We start from the raw sequence: 15,026 nt of genomic DNA, 5'->3' as shown, positions 1-15,026 counted from the left end.
GCGAGCTGATTTTTCAGTTCAAAACACTTATTTTAGCATTTCCCGCAAATTCGTTCCCGCTCAATCCCCGGGGAAGGGATGGGTAGGCCTAGCGCAGACGGGGGTTCATGCCGCCCTTGAAGCGGTTAACGCGGACTCTGCGCAGCTTGGCGCGCTGTGGGGCCGGGCGAATAGTACGGCGTCGTGCGATGTGCGGTCGCTTGAGGCCACTGTCTTCGGTGAGTACCCGGGGGCGACGCATCCTGCGTGCCATCCACTCGCCGAGGACGATACCCGCGGCCAGAGCGGTCGCTACGCCGAGTGCTGAAGCGAGCGCGGTAAATCCTGCAATCGCCTCATCGTGGAGCAGAGCGTGCATCCCTCGGTAGATAGTCATGCCCGGCAGCAGCGGGGTGACACCAGAAACCGCCGTGATAAGCGGCGGAATTGACCAGCGACGGGCGAGCAGGCCTCCGATTAGGCCAATTAGCGTAGCTGCGGCACCTGCACTGGTTACCGGGTGAATACCGGCTGGAATGAGGGCGAAGTAGTACATCAGAGAACCCAATAGCGCCGCGGTGCCGGACACTGCGAGAGCTGTAAAACCCGCATTTGATGCCAGCGCAAAAGCGAGCGAGGCGCATGTGCCTGCAAGCACCCTGACCGTTGCCTGGGAGAAGTTGAGGTCGGAGCCCGCAATAACGTCGGGAAGCGGAATCCCGAAAATTCCGGACAGCTCAATTCCGAGGGCAATGCCAGCCACGATTCCTCCGGTGAGCAGCATCGTGTCGAAGAATCGAGCGGAGCCGGTCACCGGTGCGCCCGTCATGCCGTCTTGAAGTGCCTGGACCAGGGTAAGGCCCGCGAGCATCACGACGATTCCCGAGGCGATGAGACGGGAGGGCTGCATGTCGAAGGGCATGTAGTCCTGAATCGCGTTGAGAATTGCCGCGGACAGCGTCGCGATTAGGCCGCCGACTGCGTTCTGGAAGAAGGTGGGGAGCTCGCGGGCGGCCAGCTCTCCAATGACCACAACGATCGCCAGGGTGACTGCGGCGGCGATGAGTGCAACGGCGAGTCCCGAGCCGAGGAGAATCGTCACGGAGGATGCCAGCATTGCCCAGCCGGCGTAAATCACGCGGAGACGGTACTTTGAAGGTTCTCTTTCGACCTTGTCGATGGCCTCGATAGCGTCGTCCAGGCTCAAGTGCCCGGCGCGAATTTTGCGAACAACGCGGTCGGTATGGCGCAGGCGCTCGAAGTCGGGAATTGGCGAGTTGACCACTCGCATTGCGGTAATCGGGGTTCGGCGTGCACCGATAAGGTGGTAGACGGTCACTGAGGTTAGGGTGATGTCGACCTGAATCTGGGTGAGACCGTAGGCCGACGTGACCGCCTTGATTTGGAGCTCAGTGTCGCGGTTGCCCGAGCCGCAGGCCAGGAGCAGGCCTCCGACCCTGGCTGCGAGGTCGAGAACGGCGGTGACCTGGCTAGGGTCGGAGTAGTCGATAGGGGCCAGCGGTAGCGGCGCGGACGTGGAGCGAACCAGGTCGACAGTGGATGCCGGGCCGGCGACGAAGTCGAGGACCCGGTCCTTCAGTGAGGACTGATCCTCCTGCGGAGCCTCCAGGGTTTCCGCAGCGGGGGCGCGAAACTTTTCCCCAGCGTCTGTCATATTCGACCGCTCCTCTCTGTGGTGTCGCGGTGATGTCGTGGTGGCCTTGCGATGGTTCCGTGATGGTGCTTCGTGGGCATCGCGGAAACGTTTAAGAATCTACTGTCGAGGTGTCGGCCCGCGGTGTCGGCAATGTTTGGGTTTATGGCTGACTTACTGGCAAAAGTTCGGGCAATAGTTCAATCGCGACTGACACACTACCCCGTGTTGGCATGCGTAAATGAATTAGGTTTTCGGAGGGCTGTTTTTAACTTCTGCCCGCAACCTGTAATATGCCGTCACAGCGACAATGCTGCACCTTGGATCCTCTGGTTGACTCCGCTGGTCCCGGATACAGCGCGCATCGATGTGCTGAAGTGTCGTCGCTTTAAAGTTGCCGGAATGGCGCAATTGGCAGCGCAACTGATTTGTAATCAGTAGGTTACGGGTTCGAGTCCCGTTTCCGGCTCCAAAAGGCCAGGTAGAAATTGCTTTCTGCCTGGCCTCTTTTGGTGTAAAAGGGGTGGGGTCCTGATTCGATCCTGATCAAATTGTGTAGTTGTCCTCTGCAATGGCTTGACGGGGGAGGTGGCGCGTAAACGTGCTGGACGGGGCCACTTGTGTGGCGTTTTCCGGCTTCTGTTGGCACTTGTTAGTGCGCGATCAAGTTGTGTGCGCGCTGTAGCGCACCTACAAGTGAGTATTGCGCCAACAGGTGCAGGCGGCGTGGAGGCGGTTTGCTCGTGGGGAAGTCAGCCAGCAACAACCCGCGCAACAATAGCCCCAACTTTCACATCTGTAACAGTTGTGTGTATTCTGATACCCGGTTTCCGCGCTGGGTTTCTCGTCGGCGGCGATTGTGCTCGCGGTGGAAAGCTGCCGCGCCGCGCGCATAGGGCTGGTCTCGGGGAAGGGCCTGCGCTATGGGCGCTTTTGCGTTACTAGGGGCTTTAATGGAGGTCCGCTAGGTCTCGACTACAAGGGGTGCGGCGCTACGACACCCCTTTTCTCGTTGGCTTTCGAAAAGCGGTAAGACCCCTCGAAAGGGGGCTGTTTTTGATTAAAAAATTACTTACGATGGGGCCATGTCTGAGGTCCTTTTTGTCAGCCGAGCCAATATGGGAATTTCCCGTCTGCTTGAGGGGCTGCTGCGTCAGGCGTCGCCGTCGCTCACTGTGTATTCGGCGGGCATCAGTATCGATGATGACGACCGGGGAATTGATGAAGATGCGCGGATTGCGCTGAGCCAGGTGGGTGCCCGCTGTGATGGCGACCCTCTTCAGCTGACCCCGTCATTGGCGGATCGCGCCGATGTTGTTGTCGTCGTTGGTGATGTTGATACCACCGATTTCGTCGCTCCCGACTGTGCGACCGAACGCTGGATGTTCGATGATCCTGCCAAGCGCGGTATTCATGGTGTCGAAAGATACGTGCAATTACGCGAACAGCTGATTGACAGGGTGCATAAATTGGCGTGCAGGCTTGCGGCCTAGTCAACTAATGGGGGCGCTGAGCAAAATTTTTTGTTGTCATATGCTCATTTTTGTGTCGCCTTCAACGGCAGCCATCTAATGTATATAGCTATGACTATCGGCCCGTCTCTTCGTCGCTCACTTTATAAGCTCGCTGAAAAACAGATTTCCCCAGGCGTGGTGAAGCTGTTGATGAACATCTGGCCTCCACTGTGGGGCAGCGGCATCCGCATTACCGATATCTCTGAGGACTGGTCCACAGGCCGCCTGGAGCTGCGGCTAAACCGGCTGACCGCGAATATGCATGGAGCCGCTTTCGGAGGCGCCCTGTTTTCCATGACGGACGTCCTCTTCGGAACCCTCGTGATGCAGCGCCTGGACGTCAAGAAGTTCGAGGCCTGGACGCGTACCGGCTCTTTCGAGTTCATCCGTCCCGGCCGCAGGGGAGCCTACTTAGAGGTCAGTGTGTCCGACGAAATGGTCGAACAGATCCTCCAGGAAACCGAGGGCGGCTACTCCACGGTTATTTCCTACACCTCGGTGGTTCGAAATCCGGACGGCTCGCTGGTCGGCATCGGCCAGCAGGATCTCTATGTCCGCCGCCGTGGTGGAGACAAGCCTCCCGCAAATCCGAATCAGCAAGATCATGTCGCCGGTGAGAATCTCATTGCCGCAGCGCGTACCCTCGCACGCCTGGGGATGCGCAACCTCGACAACCGGGATCTGCTGGTCCAGCAGGAGCGCATGGCCCGCCGCTGCGTCACCCCGGAGGCCCGCGCCGTCGCATGGCTGCAGGGAATCCTCGAGCTGGGTGAGGTCACTGTCGACGACTACCGCGCCGCCGGGCTGCCCGAGGTCGTACTAGAGGCGCTGACCTCCGACACCCCTTCAGCGCACGCGCAGGAACTGCTCGCGGAAGTAGTAACCGCCCGCGAGTCCCTGGCGAAATACTAGGCCCGCATTATCTCCTCGACGGCAATCCTCACCACTTCGGGGTCCGCCTGCTGCTCCCAGTGCCGCGCCCCTCGGCCCCCGGTTCGCTCCTCCAAGCAGATGGTGCGGGCGTCGGGAAGCAGTTGCTCGGCCTGCGGATTCCAGTGCTTTACGACGCCATCGTTGCCGCTGATGAGGTTCACCCAGCTCGGCGGCGATGGCAGTGGGGTGGGGCCATCGTAAGGGTCTGGAGCGGTGAGGCCCGTGCGGGCGATTTGTTGCGTCATCGCTTCTCCGGCGAGGAGGCGGGCGAGTGTTCCGCGCCGCCAGCTCAGTACTCGGAGGATTGGCGTTAGCGGCCCTTCAGTGCAGCTTCCACCGATGGAGCCGGAGACGCTTACGACGCGGCGGAGCGGAAAACCGCGGAGGGCCAGCAGGTAGGCGATGAGACCGCCCTGTGAGTGGCCGATTATGTCGAGGCGCTCGGCGCGGGAGGAAGAGAGTAGGCCGCGCGCGTATTCTTCGACTTCGGCCACGGAGTTTTCCACGGCGTCGGTGCCGCGATTGCCATAGGCCGGGACGAACACTATCCGGCCCCGGGAGGTAAGGGCGTCGGCAAGCACAGCCCAGGCACCGGGGCTGTCGACGGTTCCGTGCAGAAGAAGCACGGGAGGAAGCCCAGCGGGGCTCGAAGGGCAGCGTTTGAGCGGGGGCAGGGGCTGGGCGGGAAAGAGGCGGAGCAGAAGGGGCGCGCATTTCGGCATGAGCTCGGGGCGGTTTAGGTTAGGGCTTCGTTGGCGTTAAAGGGCTCGTCGACCAGGCGGAACAGCGCCTCGCGTGTGAGTGCGCGGATGCGCCAATCATGAGCCATTTGCTCGTGGAGAATGACAGCTTGTGGAAAACGGTCCTGGACGTAGAAATTATCCACCATTCCCTGGCCCCCGTCGTCGAGGAAGCAGGAGTGCGTTGGTTTGATTAGCTGGTCGAACTTGGTGGCGATGCAGGTGTAAGTGACACCCGGGGCGAGGACATCGTGGTCCTCGGAGCTCAAAACCATCTTCGAGCCTGTCAGCTGCTCCAGCCCGGAGGTGCCCCAGTAACTCTGCACAAAGTTACTGAGCAGGTACCTCGTGCCAGGAATCTTAGTCAGGCCCGAGGCGATACCGCCCAGGTTGGTGCCGTGGTTGGGGGCGGCAAGGCACACTACATGCTTGACCTGGTGGGCGAGGCGCATGGAAATCAGTGTTGCCAGGAGGCCACCCTGCGAATGCCCAACGATGATGGCTCGCTTTGCTCCTGTTGAATGGAGCACTGCGCCGATATATGCAGCGAGCATGTCAATCGATTCGTTGAGCGGGTCGGTTGCGCGGTGCCCGAAGTCCGGCGCGAAAACCGCCCAGCCGTCCTCGCGCAGCTCGCTCCCCAGAGCCTCCCAGATTCCCTTGACTTGCCCTGTCCCGTGCAGGAGGATCACCGGCCAGGGGCGGGCTTCAGTGGCGGTGGCGCGCCAATCGTCCTCGAAGATTCCGCGCAGCGGACGGTAGATCGAGTAGGGAACTGACGGGCTGCTCGATGCCGGCGCCGGCGCCGGATCCGGTGTCGGGGTTGGGGTGGGCGCCGGTACTGGCGCTTGCTCAGACGCGGTCGATACGGCAGACGGGGGCGATGCGGATTGGGCGGGAAGCCCGGAGTTCCGCTCCGTCTGCTGTGTTGCTAATCCTTGCTTGTCCGCTGGCCCCTTGATCAGCGCACCAACTCTCCGTGCTCATCGGTGCCGATTGCGGCGCGCAGCTTCGACGCGGCTTCATCCAGGGACTCCGCCGAGGGGTTGCGATCCACATTGGCCAGGTTGTAGCCAGACATGTCGTGGGCGGGGAACACATGGATGTGAGCGTGCGGAACCTCGAAACCGGCGATGAGGTAACCAGCGCGGGGAGCGTTAAAGGCCTCGACGACAGCGTTGCCGACCATCAGCGCGACCTCGTTCATGTGGGACCACAGCTCAGGGGCCGCATCCGTCCAGCGGTCGACTTCCTCCACCGGCACAATCAGCGTATGGCCGGGTGCGACCGGCTCAATGGTCAAAAACGCGACAACCTCGTTATCGCGGTAGACAAAACGACCGGGAATTTCGCCATTAATAATCTTTGTAAACACGGTGCTCATGGCCCAAGGGTAACCCGAAAGCCGGATTCGGGTACGCCCATTGGGAGGCGAAAATGGATAATCCGGGCCGGTCAGTATGATGTTGCCTATGCGCATCCTCGTAATTGGTTCCGGTGCCCGTGAGCACGCCCTTCTATACACAATGAGCAAGGACCCGCAAGCAACCGAGCTACATGTAGCTCCGGGTAACGCGGGCATGAGTGAACTGGCGACAATGCACCCGCTGGTCGTAGACGATCCTGCTGCCGCTACCGCGCTCGCGCGCGAAATCGCCGCGGACTTGGTTGTCGTCGGCCCGGAGGTTCCGCTGGTCGCGGGCGTTGCTGACGCTCTGCGTGAGGCGGGCTTCGCAGTCTTCGGCCCGAACGCGGATGCAGCCCGGATTGAGGGTTCTAAGGCTTTCGCGAAGGACGTCATGGCATCTGCCGGGGTCAAGACCGCCCACGCTGAGGCCATCGCGCCGGGCGCATCCGCGCAGGATGTGGAGGCCGCAATCGACCGCTTCGGCCCGAACTGGGTTGTCAAGGATGACGGTCTCGCCGCAGGCAAGGGCGTCGTGGTCACCACTGACCGCGCTGCTGCCATTGCCCACGCAACCGATGTTCTCGCCGCTGGCAACCCTGTGCTGCTGGAGTCCTTTCTCGACGGCCCCGAGGTCTCGCTGTTCTGCCTGGTTGACGGCGAAACCGTCGTTCCGCTGCTGCCCGCACAGGACCACAAGCGCGTCGGTGACAACGACGAGGGGCCGAACACCGGCGGCATGGGTGCATACAGCCCGTTGGCATGGTTGCCGGAGGGCGCTACTGAGCGCATCGTCTCCGAAGTCTGCGAGCCCGTCGCCCGCGAGATGGTCGCCCGTGGTTGCCCGTTCCAGGGCCTGCTCTACGCGGGTCTGGCCTGGGGAGAGGACGGCCCGGCTGTCGTCGAGTTCAACTGTCGCTTCGGCGACCCGGAGACGCAGGCCGTCCTGGCGCTGCTCGAGACCCCGCTGGCACAGCTGCTCAACGCTGCCGCCACCGGAAAGCTCGCCGAGTTCGGCCCGCTGTCCTGGCGTGATGGTTACGCGCTGACCGTGGTTCTGGCCGCCAACGGTTACCCAGCTATCACTCGCACCGGCGACGTCATCGTCGGCGCGGAGCCCGGCCGTGAGGCCGAAGGCATCCTGCACGCAGGTACCGCCCGCAATGAGGCCGGCGAGCTGGTCTCCGCCGGTGGCCGCGTCCTCAACGTCGTCGGTGTCGGCGACACCCTCGAGGCCGCGCGAGAGCAGGCCTACGCCACCATCAAGACGATTTCTCTGGACGGCTCCCACTACCGCAGCGACATCGCGCTGCCCGCCGTGGAACGCCGCATTACCGTCTAGGTGGAACCATCCGGTTAACGTCGGTTCATCGCGGGCTGTCACAATAGGAGTCATGCAGCCGAATAACCAGCACCGCGATCCGTCGTCAAGCCGAAGCCACGTTGCGCCCTTCCACGTCATGGACGTGCTGGCGGCTGCGCAGCAGCGGCAGCGCACTCACGGTGATGCCCTGCTGTTGTGCGTCGGACAGCCCGCCACCGCGGCGCCGGCGCCCGTGCTGCGCCGCGCCCGCGCCGACCTGGACAACCAGGTGTTGGGGTACACGGCGGCCGTCGGCAAGCCTGAGCTGCGCGCAACCATCGCCGCGTGGCACCGCGACACCTACGGCACGAGCACGGCGGCGGAGGATGTCGTAATTACGACTGGATCCTCCGGCGGATTCGTGGCGCTGTTCCTGGCGGCCCTCGACGCGGGCGACGACATCGTGCTCGCCCGCCCCGGCTACCCGGCATACCGCAATACACTGCAGGCGCTCGGCGCGAACATCATCGAAATCGACTGCGGGGTCGAATCTCGTTTCCAGCTGACCGTCGAGCATCTTCAGACCCTGCCGCGGGTGCCGAAGGCCGTGATTGTCACCAGCCCGGACAACCCGACCGGCACCATCATCGACGCAGAGGAGCTTCGCGCCATCGCCGATTGGTGCGCTGATCACGACTGCCTGCTGATCTCCGACGAGATCTATCACGGTATTACTTACGGTCGGCAGTGCGCGTCGGCACGCGAATTCTCGGATCAAGCGGTCGTCGTCGGCAGCGTGAGCAAATACTTCTCCATGACCGGCTGGCGGATCGGCTGGCTGATCGTGCCGGAGTGGCTGCGCGCCCCTCTCGACCGCCTCGAGGCCAACCTCACCGTCTGCCCGCCCGCAATCTCGCAGGCCGCGGCCGTAGAGGCGTTCAGCGCGGAGTCGCTGGCGGAGCTCAACTCGCACGTCGACCGCTACGCCCGCAACCGCGATGTGCTCCTCGAGGGCCTGCCAGCGGTGGGGCTCGATAACATCGCCCCGCCGGACGGCGGCTTCTATATCTACGCCAATATCGCCGGGCTTTACGACGACCCGACCGCCGTCGACTCGATGACGTGGGCTCGGGAACTATTGGCGGCCACGGGAGTGGCCGTGGCTCCCGGCATCGACTTCGATACTGCCCACGGCCACGAGTGGGTACGTCTGTGTTTTGCGGGCCAGACCTCCGAGATGGAGGAGGCCGTGCGCCGCATTGGGGCGTTTACTGGCCGCAGCCTAGATCGATAGTTTCGTCGGCGGCCAGCGGGTTTTTCTGCTTCGCCTCCGGCGGGTAGGCAACGGTCAGCCGCGTGTACACGTCCAGGTTGTAGCCGCAGGACCTCCGCTCCCGTGCGGTTACGGTGACGGGGAACTGCTCCCGTGTGCCCTGCGCGCAGTCGGGATCGCAATTGTTAATGTTTGCGACTCCCGTGGCGGTGGCGGATGGGGCGCCCCAGTCGCTCCAGCGCAGTTCGTTCAGGGTGTAGTTGTTGTCGGCGCAGGCAAGGGAGAGGCTCTCTGGACCGCCGAGCCCGGTGACGGCCACGCATCCTAAGATTCCGGCTGCGTCGACGGTGGTTTCGACTCCCGGGGCCACTAGCCCCTGGACGCGGGTGAGCTGCCCGGTAGCTGGAATCAGCGAGAAACTCAGCTCTGCATCGCTACCGTCAACTGTGGCCTGGAGCGTGACGATCTCGTCTTCGCCGCCGTCGGAGGCCTCAGCCACATCGACTACTGTGATGCCTTCCAACCCGGAGAGGAGTTCGTAGGCCTGCCTCTGGCGATCACTGTGTAGGCCGGGCGTGAGCAGTACCTCTAGCGCGCCGCGGGTAGCCGACTCGGCATCGCGGCCGTAGCGCTGCGTGACGAACTCGGCCGCAGACTCTGCGTCGTTGATTGCGTTCGGCTCGATTGCGGCCGCGTTGAGCGTTTCCAGCTTTTCGTTACGAGGGCCGACCGAAGTGGTCTCCTCGTGCACATGGCCGGCGATGTCGGTAAGTAGGACGCTGGTCACGGCGCTATCGCCGATGCGGTCGACCCTGCGCAGATAATCGCGGCTTTGGGGGGAAGTCACGGTCGGTCGCTTCTCCGCCGACTGTGCGGCTGTGGACAGGTATTGCTGTGCCGTCGCCGAAGGTTGGTTGCCCGGCAATAGATTCACTCCGAGGACCAGGACAATCACCGCGGCAATGGCCATGAAGGCCGCGAGAGTCCTGCGAGGGGCTTCTCGACGATTGTCGACGCCCATGTCATTGCGGGCGACGATCGCGGCCAGGGTCTCGTCGGCACGCGCTTGCTCGGCCGGTAAAAGCATCGAATCCGGCGCGGGATTGGCGCGCTTGAGCTGGAAGAAGACGTCTTCACTGTTCATGATTGACTACCTTTTGCCTCCGCGAGGGCGGCGGTGAGCCTGCGACGTGCGCGGTGCAGGCGCACGCGGCAAGTTGCGGGGGAAATTCCAAGGGTGAGGGCCACATCGGAGGGAGAAAGACACTCCCAGGTGTGCAGCCGGAGGATTTCTTGATCATCCTCCGGGAGGGTCGCCAACGCCTGCAGGATGCTAAGCGGCCCGGCAACGATTTCCTCCGCGGACTCGGACTGAGCATCGGCATCGTGGACACTGTAATCGGCAAGGTCGCGTTCGCGACCGCGGTAGAACTCCAATACGACATTATGGGCAATTCCGTAGAGCCACGGCAGCGGCCGACCATGCGGCGGCCAGCCTTTCCATGCGCGGGTGAACACCTCGGCGCACAGGTCCTCGCAGACCTGATCGTTGCTGCGCCTGCGCAGGTAGGCGAGCACTGCCGGGTAGCAGTCGCGGTAGCTTGTCGTGAAATCGTCCACAGTTGTCAGATGTTGGAGGAGAGTATCCGGGCGAGATTACTTTTCGGTGCTTTCACCAGTTGCCGGGGCATTATCGGCCGGGGCGTTATTCCCGTTACCGGCGCTGTCCATGGTGATCGTACCCTTGGCACCGGATGCGCATTCCACGGTGATGGTGTGGTAGCCGTCCTTCGGGCCGGGGCCAATCTCGTTGGGGGCCTTAATGTCGCCGAGCAGCTCGCCGGAGTCGGCGGCGGGGGTCATCTCGATTGGAGTGTCGGAAAGAGATGTGGTCAGCGTCGCGCGGGTGTCCTCCGGCTTGCAGTGAGCGCTGACGAGAATCTCATTGTTCGGCTTCAGCAGGTCGTGGACGGTGATGTCGACACCGCCATCGGACTTGGTGTACTCCGGCCCCCGAGCACCGGTGTCGGTTTCGTCCGCGCTGCCCATGGTGCTCTTGCTGCTCACGGCGCGGCTGTCCGAGGCCTTTGCCGCGGTAGCCGTAGCAGCCGAGGTGGCCGACTTAGCGGCGGTCTCAGGAGCGGTTTTTTCAGTGCCGCTGCAGGCGGCGAGGCCTCCAAGCCCGATCAGGCAGGTCGCGCTGATGGCAAGCGCTCGGGAGGTGGTGCTGTGGCTGTTTCGGTGCAGTCGCATGACAGTTGACCTTTCTCGTTTTCTTGCTGGACTATCTTGCTGAACTTCTTATCGATTTCGAAACCTCAACCGGGCTTCACTCTGTCTGTGTTTAAACAAGTGTGTTTGTTACAGGCATCGCAGAATTTCTTTTTTAGAAACCGTTCCGGGGCAGGTCGGGGCGCTAAAAATTCAGAGAATTTTTAAAAAGAAAACTTTAGGTAGCTCCAACACTTATTGTTCTGGTAGTCGGCTCCGGAGTAGCCTATTCAATGGCAAAAGTGCCTTTTAGCAGGGCATTGGCCAGGGCAGGCTTAGTCTCCATAGGTCGAAGGATTATTACGTGCTGACCACGACTTTTATCATTCTTGCCATTGTGGTTGTGACCGCATTGGCGTTTGATTTCACGAACGGTTTTCATGACACCGCGAATGCTATGGCTACCTCTATCGCCACCGGGGCGCTCAAGCCCATGGTCGCGGTCGCCTATTCTGCGGTGTTCAACCTGATCGGTGCGTTCCTGTCGGTTCATGTCGCGGCTACTGTCGCCTCCGGCATCGTCAACCTCGACTCCTATGACCTGACTGCAGCTGCGGGCGCCGCCCCTGTCGAAGGCCCTGCGCTGCTTATGGTTGTCTTCGCAGGCCTCATCGGAGGCATCCTGTGGAACCTCTTCACCTGGCTGCTGGGTCTTCCATCCAGTTCCTCGCACGCCCTCTTTGGTGGCCTAATCGGTGCAGCGCTCGCGGCGATGGGCATGTCGGGCGTGGCGTGGTCGTCGATTCTGGGCAAGATCATCCTTCCCGCGATCGTTTCTCCGTTCATCGCGGGTATGGTCTCTGCGATTGGCACGTTCATGGTTTATTGGATCACCAATACAATCCCGAACGATGTGAAGAATCACCACTTCAAGCGCGGTCAGGTTGTCACCGCCGGTTTGGTCTCCCTCGCTCACGGAGCTGGTGATGCGCAGAAGACAATGGGTGTCATCTTCCTGGCACTCGTCGCCGCGGGTAACGCTAACCCGGATGCCCGCATCCCTACGTGGGTGATTGTTGCCTGCGCCTTCGCCATCGCGTTGGGTACCCTCTCCGGTGGCTGGCGTGTGATTCGCACCCTCGGCAAGGGGCTAGTGGATATCGAGCCTCCGCAGGGGCTCGCCGCCGACGCTTCCTCCGCTTCCATTATTCTGACCTCCGCGGCGGGCGGCATGGCGCTGTCGACCACGCACGTTTCCACAGGCTCTATCCTCGGCACAGGTATTGGTAAGAAGGGTGCCACGGTCCGCTGGGGCGTGGCCATGCGAATGGTTTCGGCTTGGCTGATCACCCTGCCGTGTGCGGCTTTCGTGGGCTTCGCGACTTGGTGGCTGGCGACCGGTGTCGCAGCCCTGACATCGCCAGTGGTCGGCGTGATTGTGGATTTCGTCCTTCTGATTGCGATGACCATCCTCATCATCGTTCGCTCGCGGATGAACCCGATCGACGCCTCCAACGTCGCCGACGAGTGGTCCGGCGAGACCGAGACTGTCGATACTTCCGTCGGCTCTACCGATGACGCCGCCGCTAACTCCGCCTCCGACGGGGCTCCCGGAATCGAGTCCACTTTGGGCACCGTGCTTGCCGACGCCATTGAGCACAGCCCGGAGGAGCCAGCAACGGTGGCGTCGTCAGGCGAGGCGCGCAAGGGCGCCGTGAATTCCGAGAAGCGAGAGGTTTAGGGCAAAAAGTCATGACTGCAGCAGAGATTTTGACTGCCATCGTCCGTGTTGCGGGGCTTGCGGTGATTTTCGGCGCGGGCATTCCGGTTCTGTTTTCGTTGGGGATGCGCTGCATGGTGGGAGATCCGATTCGGGATGATAATGGCGTCGTCATCGGCGATACGCCGGCCTCTCCGCAGATGAAGGTCCTCGGCTGGACCGTGTATGCGGTGCTAGTTGCGTTGATCTGCGTAGCCATCGTGTGGCTTGCGAAAGACACTCTGAACCACTACTTCGGTTGGGAACTTTTCCCGGGTCTTTCGAGCAAGCACTGAGCTGTCCCCAATGGGGATTGTTGCTGGCAGTGACCCGAAAAAGGTTACGCAAAGGAGACTAAAGTTAACGGAAGGTTAACTAAAAAGAAATTCTAGGGCTTGTTTTCTGAGGCGATTGAAGCTAGGCTGTCGTATTCACAAGCTTCAATCGCTATTTCAGCGCCGTCTCAAACAGGGAATTTGCTGAAAAATGGTTGGAGAAAAACCATTAATTTGCACCAAAGAGAGGTGACCTCAGATGAACGCCTTCCATGAAGTTCTTGACACGCTGTCCTCGACGTTTAAGGGGGACACCAACACTGGTCTCGACGTCCTCGAATCCGCTCCGCTGGCTCCGCTGGTGGCAGAGGCACTCGTTGAGGAGGCCGCAGAGACCGACCCCCGCGCCGCCGCGTAAGTAGCGCTAGAGCGCGGGAGTCAGGATATTTAAAGAGCAGCCGCGCAAGGCTTAACCCAAGAACTCGCGAACCTGCTCCAGATCCTTATCGCCACGTCCGGACAAGTTGACGAGCAGCAACAAAGGCTCGTCTGTGCCGCGACCCGAGAGGCCGATCTTCGCTGTTGCAGCGGGGTCGGCCTCTCGCATGCGCGCAATCTTGATCGCCTGGGCGAGGGCGTGCGAGGACTCCATTGCCGGGATAATTCCCTCCATGCGGCTAAGCAGCTGGAAAGCCTCGAGCGCCTCCTCGTCAGTCACGCCAACGTAGGTGGCGCGGCCGTTTTCCTGAAGCATCGCGTGCTCCGGTCCAACAGAGGGGTAGTCCAGCCCGGCCGAAATCGAGTGGGAGGGCAGCACCTCGCCGTCGTCGGAAAGCATCACAAAAGAGCGCATGCCGTGGAGGACGCCCGTCTGGCCTGCGCAGATGGGGGCGCCGTGCTCGTCGGTGTCCAGACCCTTGCCAGCGGGCTCGACGCCGATGAGCGCGACGTCGGCATCGTCGATGAAGTTCGCGAAGGCGCCGATGGCGTTGGAGCCGCCGCCCACGGCGGCGATGACGGCGTCGGGAAGCCTGTTGTAGCGCTGAAGGACCTGCTCGCGGGCCTCTGCGGAGATGACCTGCTGGAACTCGCGGACAATGGTGGGGAAGGGGTGCGGGCCGGCGGCGGTGCCCAGCAGGTAGAAGGTGGAATCGAGCGACTTGCTCCACTCGACCAGCGCCACGTCGATGGCGTCCTTGAGCGAGGCCTCACCGACCTCAACCGGGACGACCGTGGCGCCCATCAGCTCCATGCGCTCGACGTTGGGGTGCTGGCGGGCGACGTCGTGCGCGCCCATGTAAATCACACACTCGAGTCCGAGGAGGGCTGCGACCATCGCGGTTGCGGTGCCGTGCTGGCCGGCGCCGGTTTCGGCAATGAGGCGAGTCTTGCCCATCCGCTTCGCCAGAAGTGCCTGGCCCAGCACGTTATTGCCCTTGTGTGCGCCGCCGTGGTTGAGGTCCTCGCGCTTGAGGACAATCGTCGTATTCGGCGTCGACAGGCGTCGGCATTCGTAAATCGGGGTGATTCGGCCGAGAAAATCGTGGCGCAGCTCGTCCAGCTCGCGCAGGAACTCGGGGTCGCTCATCGCCTCGATGTAGGCGAGCTCCAGCTCGTCGAGCGCCGGGCGCAGGAAGTCTGGCACTTCCTGCCCGCCGAATCGGCCGAAGTAAGCGGGAAGCAGGGTCTGTCTGACCTCGCCTGCGCCTTCTACGCTTCCCGACGGCTGCTTGGTCGCCGTCGGAGCCGTTGCCCGAGCGATGGCCTGCTCGGTTACCTGGTTTTGCGGGGTGGTGCTCATTGTGAAAGGGCCTCCTTGGGGGGGGGGATTACTTTGTTGAGGCGGGCCCTTTGTCGGGATAAGCGAAAGAGCCCGCGAGTTGAAAAATTCTGCGAGCTCTTAAGGATTGCGGGGATTTTCTTTCGCCGCGTGATCTTAACGTGGATGACCTTAGCCAGCCGGCTCGCTGTCGAAGGCGA

The 15,026-nt window shown here is 62.0% G+C and carries 15 protein-coding genes and 1 tRNA gene; 8 read left to right on the top strand and 8 right to left on the bottom strand.

All coding sequences use genetic code 11. The annotated features are described in order from the left end of the window. Positions 1–88: 88 nt before the first annotated feature. The gene (locus CLAC_RS10395) at positions 89–1,654 is read right to left on the bottom strand and encodes a threonine/serine exporter family protein (RefSeq protein ID WP_053412855.1); all 1,566 of its coding nucleotides are present in this window, start codon (positions 1,652–1,654) and stop codon (positions 89–91) included. A gap of 375 nt (positions 1,655–2,029) precedes the next feature. On the opposite strand from CLAC_RS10395, the gene CLAC_RS10390 reads away from it, so the two are divergent. The 3 genes from CLAC_RS10390 to CLAC_RS10380 all read left to right on the top strand — a co-directional run bounded on the left by CLAC_RS10390 (position 2,030) and on the right by CLAC_RS10380 (position 4,059). Continuing rightward, a tRNA-Thr gene (locus CLAC_RS10390) sits at positions 2,030–2,105 on the top strand. A 613-nt stretch (positions 2,106–2,718) separates the two neighbouring features. Continuing rightward, on the top strand, positions 2,719–3,126 hold the full coding sequence (locus CLAC_RS10385) for a hypothetical protein (RefSeq protein ID WP_053412854.1): 408 nt from the start codon (positions 2,719–2,721) through the stop codon (positions 3,124–3,126). Between the two features lie 90 nt (positions 3,127–3,216). After that, complete coding sequence (locus tag CLAC_RS10380; protein ID WP_053412853.1) at positions 3,217–4,059, top strand: PaaI family thioesterase; 843 nt, start codon at positions 3,217–3,219, stop codon at positions 4,057–4,059. Here CLAC_RS10380 and CLAC_RS10375 read toward each other — a convergent pair. The 3 genes from CLAC_RS10375 to CLAC_RS10365 all read right to left on the bottom strand — a co-directional run bounded on the left by CLAC_RS10375 (position 4,056) and on the right by CLAC_RS10365 (position 6,204). Further along, on the bottom strand, positions 4,056–4,706 hold the full coding sequence (locus CLAC_RS10375) for an alpha/beta hydrolase family protein (RefSeq protein ID WP_169750343.1): 651 nt from the start codon (positions 4,704–4,706) through the stop codon (positions 4,056–4,058). The two genes, CLAC_RS10380 and CLAC_RS10375, sit on opposite strands and share 4 nt — an antisense overlap. A 110-nt stretch (positions 4,707–4,816) precedes the next feature. Then, on the bottom strand, positions 4,817–5,512 hold the full coding sequence (locus tag CLAC_RS10370) for an esterase/lipase family protein (RefSeq protein WP_245621867.1): 696 nt from the start codon (positions 5,510–5,512) through the stop codon (positions 4,817–4,819). Between the two features lie 269 nt (positions 5,513–5,781). Next, positions 5,782–6,204: an HIT family protein gene (locus CLAC_RS10365; RefSeq protein ID WP_053412851.1), complete on the bottom strand. Its 423-nt coding sequence runs from the start codon at positions 6,202–6,204 to the stop codon at positions 5,782–5,784. A gap of 88 nt (positions 6,205–6,292) precedes the next feature. Here CLAC_RS10365 and purD point away from each other — a divergent pair, with 88 nt between their 5' ends. Together purD and CLAC_RS10355 are read left to right on the top strand one after the other, a co-directional pair. Further along, a complete protein-coding gene (purD, locus tag CLAC_RS10360) occupies positions 6,293–7,567 on the top strand; it encodes a phosphoribosylamine--glycine ligase (protein ID WP_053412850.1) in 1,275 nt (424 codons plus the stop codon). A gap of 52 nt (positions 7,568–7,619) precedes the next feature. After that, positions 7,620–8,822, top strand: a complete 1,203-nt coding sequence (locus CLAC_RS10355; protein WP_053412849.1) for an aminotransferase class I/II-fold pyridoxal phosphate-dependent enzyme — start codon at positions 7,620–7,622, stop codon at positions 8,820–8,822. Here CLAC_RS10355 and CLAC_RS10350 read toward each other — a convergent pair. Genes CLAC_RS10350 through CLAC_RS10340 form a run of 3 tightly spaced genes read right to left on the bottom strand, consistent with a single transcriptional unit; the run spans position 8,797 to position 11,054 of the window. Further along, a complete protein-coding gene (locus CLAC_RS10350) occupies positions 8,797–9,945 on the bottom strand; it encodes a hypothetical protein (RefSeq protein WP_053412848.1) in 1,149 nt (382 codons plus the stop codon). The two genes, CLAC_RS10355 and CLAC_RS10350, sit on opposite strands and share 26 nt — an antisense overlap. Continuing rightward, positions 9,942–10,421: an RNA polymerase sigma factor gene (locus tag CLAC_RS10345; RefSeq protein ID WP_245621866.1), complete on the bottom strand. Its 480-nt coding sequence runs from the start codon at positions 10,419–10,421 to the stop codon at positions 9,942–9,944. Before CLAC_RS10345 ends, CLAC_RS10350 begins: the two co-directional genes overlap by 4 nt. Before the next feature lie 36 nt (positions 10,422–10,457). Continuing rightward, a complete protein-coding gene (locus CLAC_RS10340) occupies positions 10,458–11,054 on the bottom strand; it encodes a hypothetical protein (protein ID WP_053412846.1) in 597 nt (198 codons plus the stop codon). A gap of 325 nt (positions 11,055–11,379) precedes the next feature. On the opposite strand from CLAC_RS10340, the gene CLAC_RS10335 reads away from it, so the two are divergent. The 3 genes from CLAC_RS10335 to CLAC_RS12735 all read left to right on the top strand — a co-directional run bounded on the left by CLAC_RS10335 (position 11,380) and on the right by CLAC_RS12735 (position 13,464). Continuing rightward, complete coding sequence (locus CLAC_RS10335) at positions 11,380–12,753, top strand: inorganic phosphate transporter (RefSeq protein WP_082313567.1); 1,374 nt, start codon at positions 11,380–11,382, stop codon at positions 12,751–12,753. Between the two features lie 11 nt (positions 12,754–12,764). Continuing rightward, the gene (locus tag CLAC_RS10330) at positions 12,765–13,067 is read left to right on the top strand and encodes a hypothetical protein (protein WP_053412845.1); all 303 of its coding nucleotides are present in this window, start codon (positions 12,765–12,767) and stop codon (positions 13,065–13,067) included. Between the two features lie 238 nt (positions 13,068–13,305). Beyond that, positions 13,306–13,464: a hypothetical protein gene (locus tag CLAC_RS12735; RefSeq protein ID WP_156324837.1), complete on the top strand. Its 159-nt coding sequence runs from the start codon at positions 13,306–13,308 to the stop codon at positions 13,462–13,464. Positions 13,465–13,515: 51 nt separating this feature from the next. Here the strand turns inward: CLAC_RS12735 and trpB are convergent, their stop codons facing one another. Further along, positions 13,516–14,847 carry a tryptophan synthase subunit beta gene (gene trpB / locus CLAC_RS10325; RefSeq protein ID WP_053412844.1) on the bottom strand — a complete coding sequence of 444 codons (1,332 nt, stop codon included), beginning with the start codon at positions 14,845–14,847 and terminating at the stop codon, positions 13,516–13,518. Positions 14,848–15,026: the final 179 nt, after the last annotated feature.

This window comes from Corynebacterium lactis RW2-5 (assembly GCF_001274895.1).
GTDB lineage: Bacteria > Actinomycetota > Actinomycetes > Mycobacteriales > Mycobacteriaceae > Corynebacterium > Corynebacterium lactis.
This window is presented reverse-complemented; position numbering and strand designations above follow the sequence as displayed.

Excerpts from the sequence above, each read along its gene's own strand:
- CLAC_RS10355 (WP_053412849.1), top strand. The coding sequence starts at position 7,620 with ATGCAGCCGAATAACCAGCACCGCGATCCGTCGTCAAGCCGAAGCCAC.
- CLAC_RS10340 (WP_053412846.1), bottom strand. The coding sequence starts at position 11,054 with ATGCGACTGCACCGAAACAGCCACAGCACCACCTCCCGAGCGCTTGCC.
- CLAC_RS10380 (WP_053412853.1), top strand. The coding sequence starts at position 3,217 with ATGACTATCGGCCCGTCTCTTCGTCGCTCACTTTATAAGCTCGCTGAA.
- CLAC_RS10350 (WP_053412848.1), bottom strand. The coding sequence starts at position 9,945 with ATGAACAGTGAAGACGTCTTCTTCCAGCTCAAGCGCGCCAATCCCGCG.
- CLAC_RS12735 (WP_156324837.1), top strand. The coding sequence starts at position 13,306 with ATGAACGCCTTCCATGAAGTTCTTGACACGCTGTCCTCGACGTTTAAG.
- CLAC_RS10385 (WP_053412854.1), top strand. The coding sequence starts at position 2,719 with ATGTCTGAGGTCCTTTTTGTCAGCCGAGCCAATATGGGAATTTCCCGT.
- purD (WP_053412850.1), top strand. The coding sequence starts at position 6,293 with ATGCGCATCCTCGTAATTGGTTCCGGTGCCCGTGAGCACGCCCTTCTA.
- CLAC_RS10395 (WP_053412855.1), bottom strand. The coding sequence starts at position 1,654 with ATGACAGACGCTGGGGAAAAGTTTCGCGCCCCCGCTGCGGAAACCCTG.
- CLAC_RS10330 (WP_053412845.1), top strand. The coding sequence starts at position 12,765 with ATGACTGCAGCAGAGATTTTGACTGCCATCGTCCGTGTTGCGGGGCTT.
- CLAC_RS10365 (WP_053412851.1), bottom strand. The coding sequence starts at position 6,204 with ATGAGCACCGTGTTTACAAAGATTATTAATGGCGAAATTCCCGGTCGT.
- trpB (WP_053412844.1), bottom strand. The coding sequence starts at position 14,847 with ATGAGCACCACCCCGCAAAACCAGGTAACCGAGCAGGCCATCGCTCGG.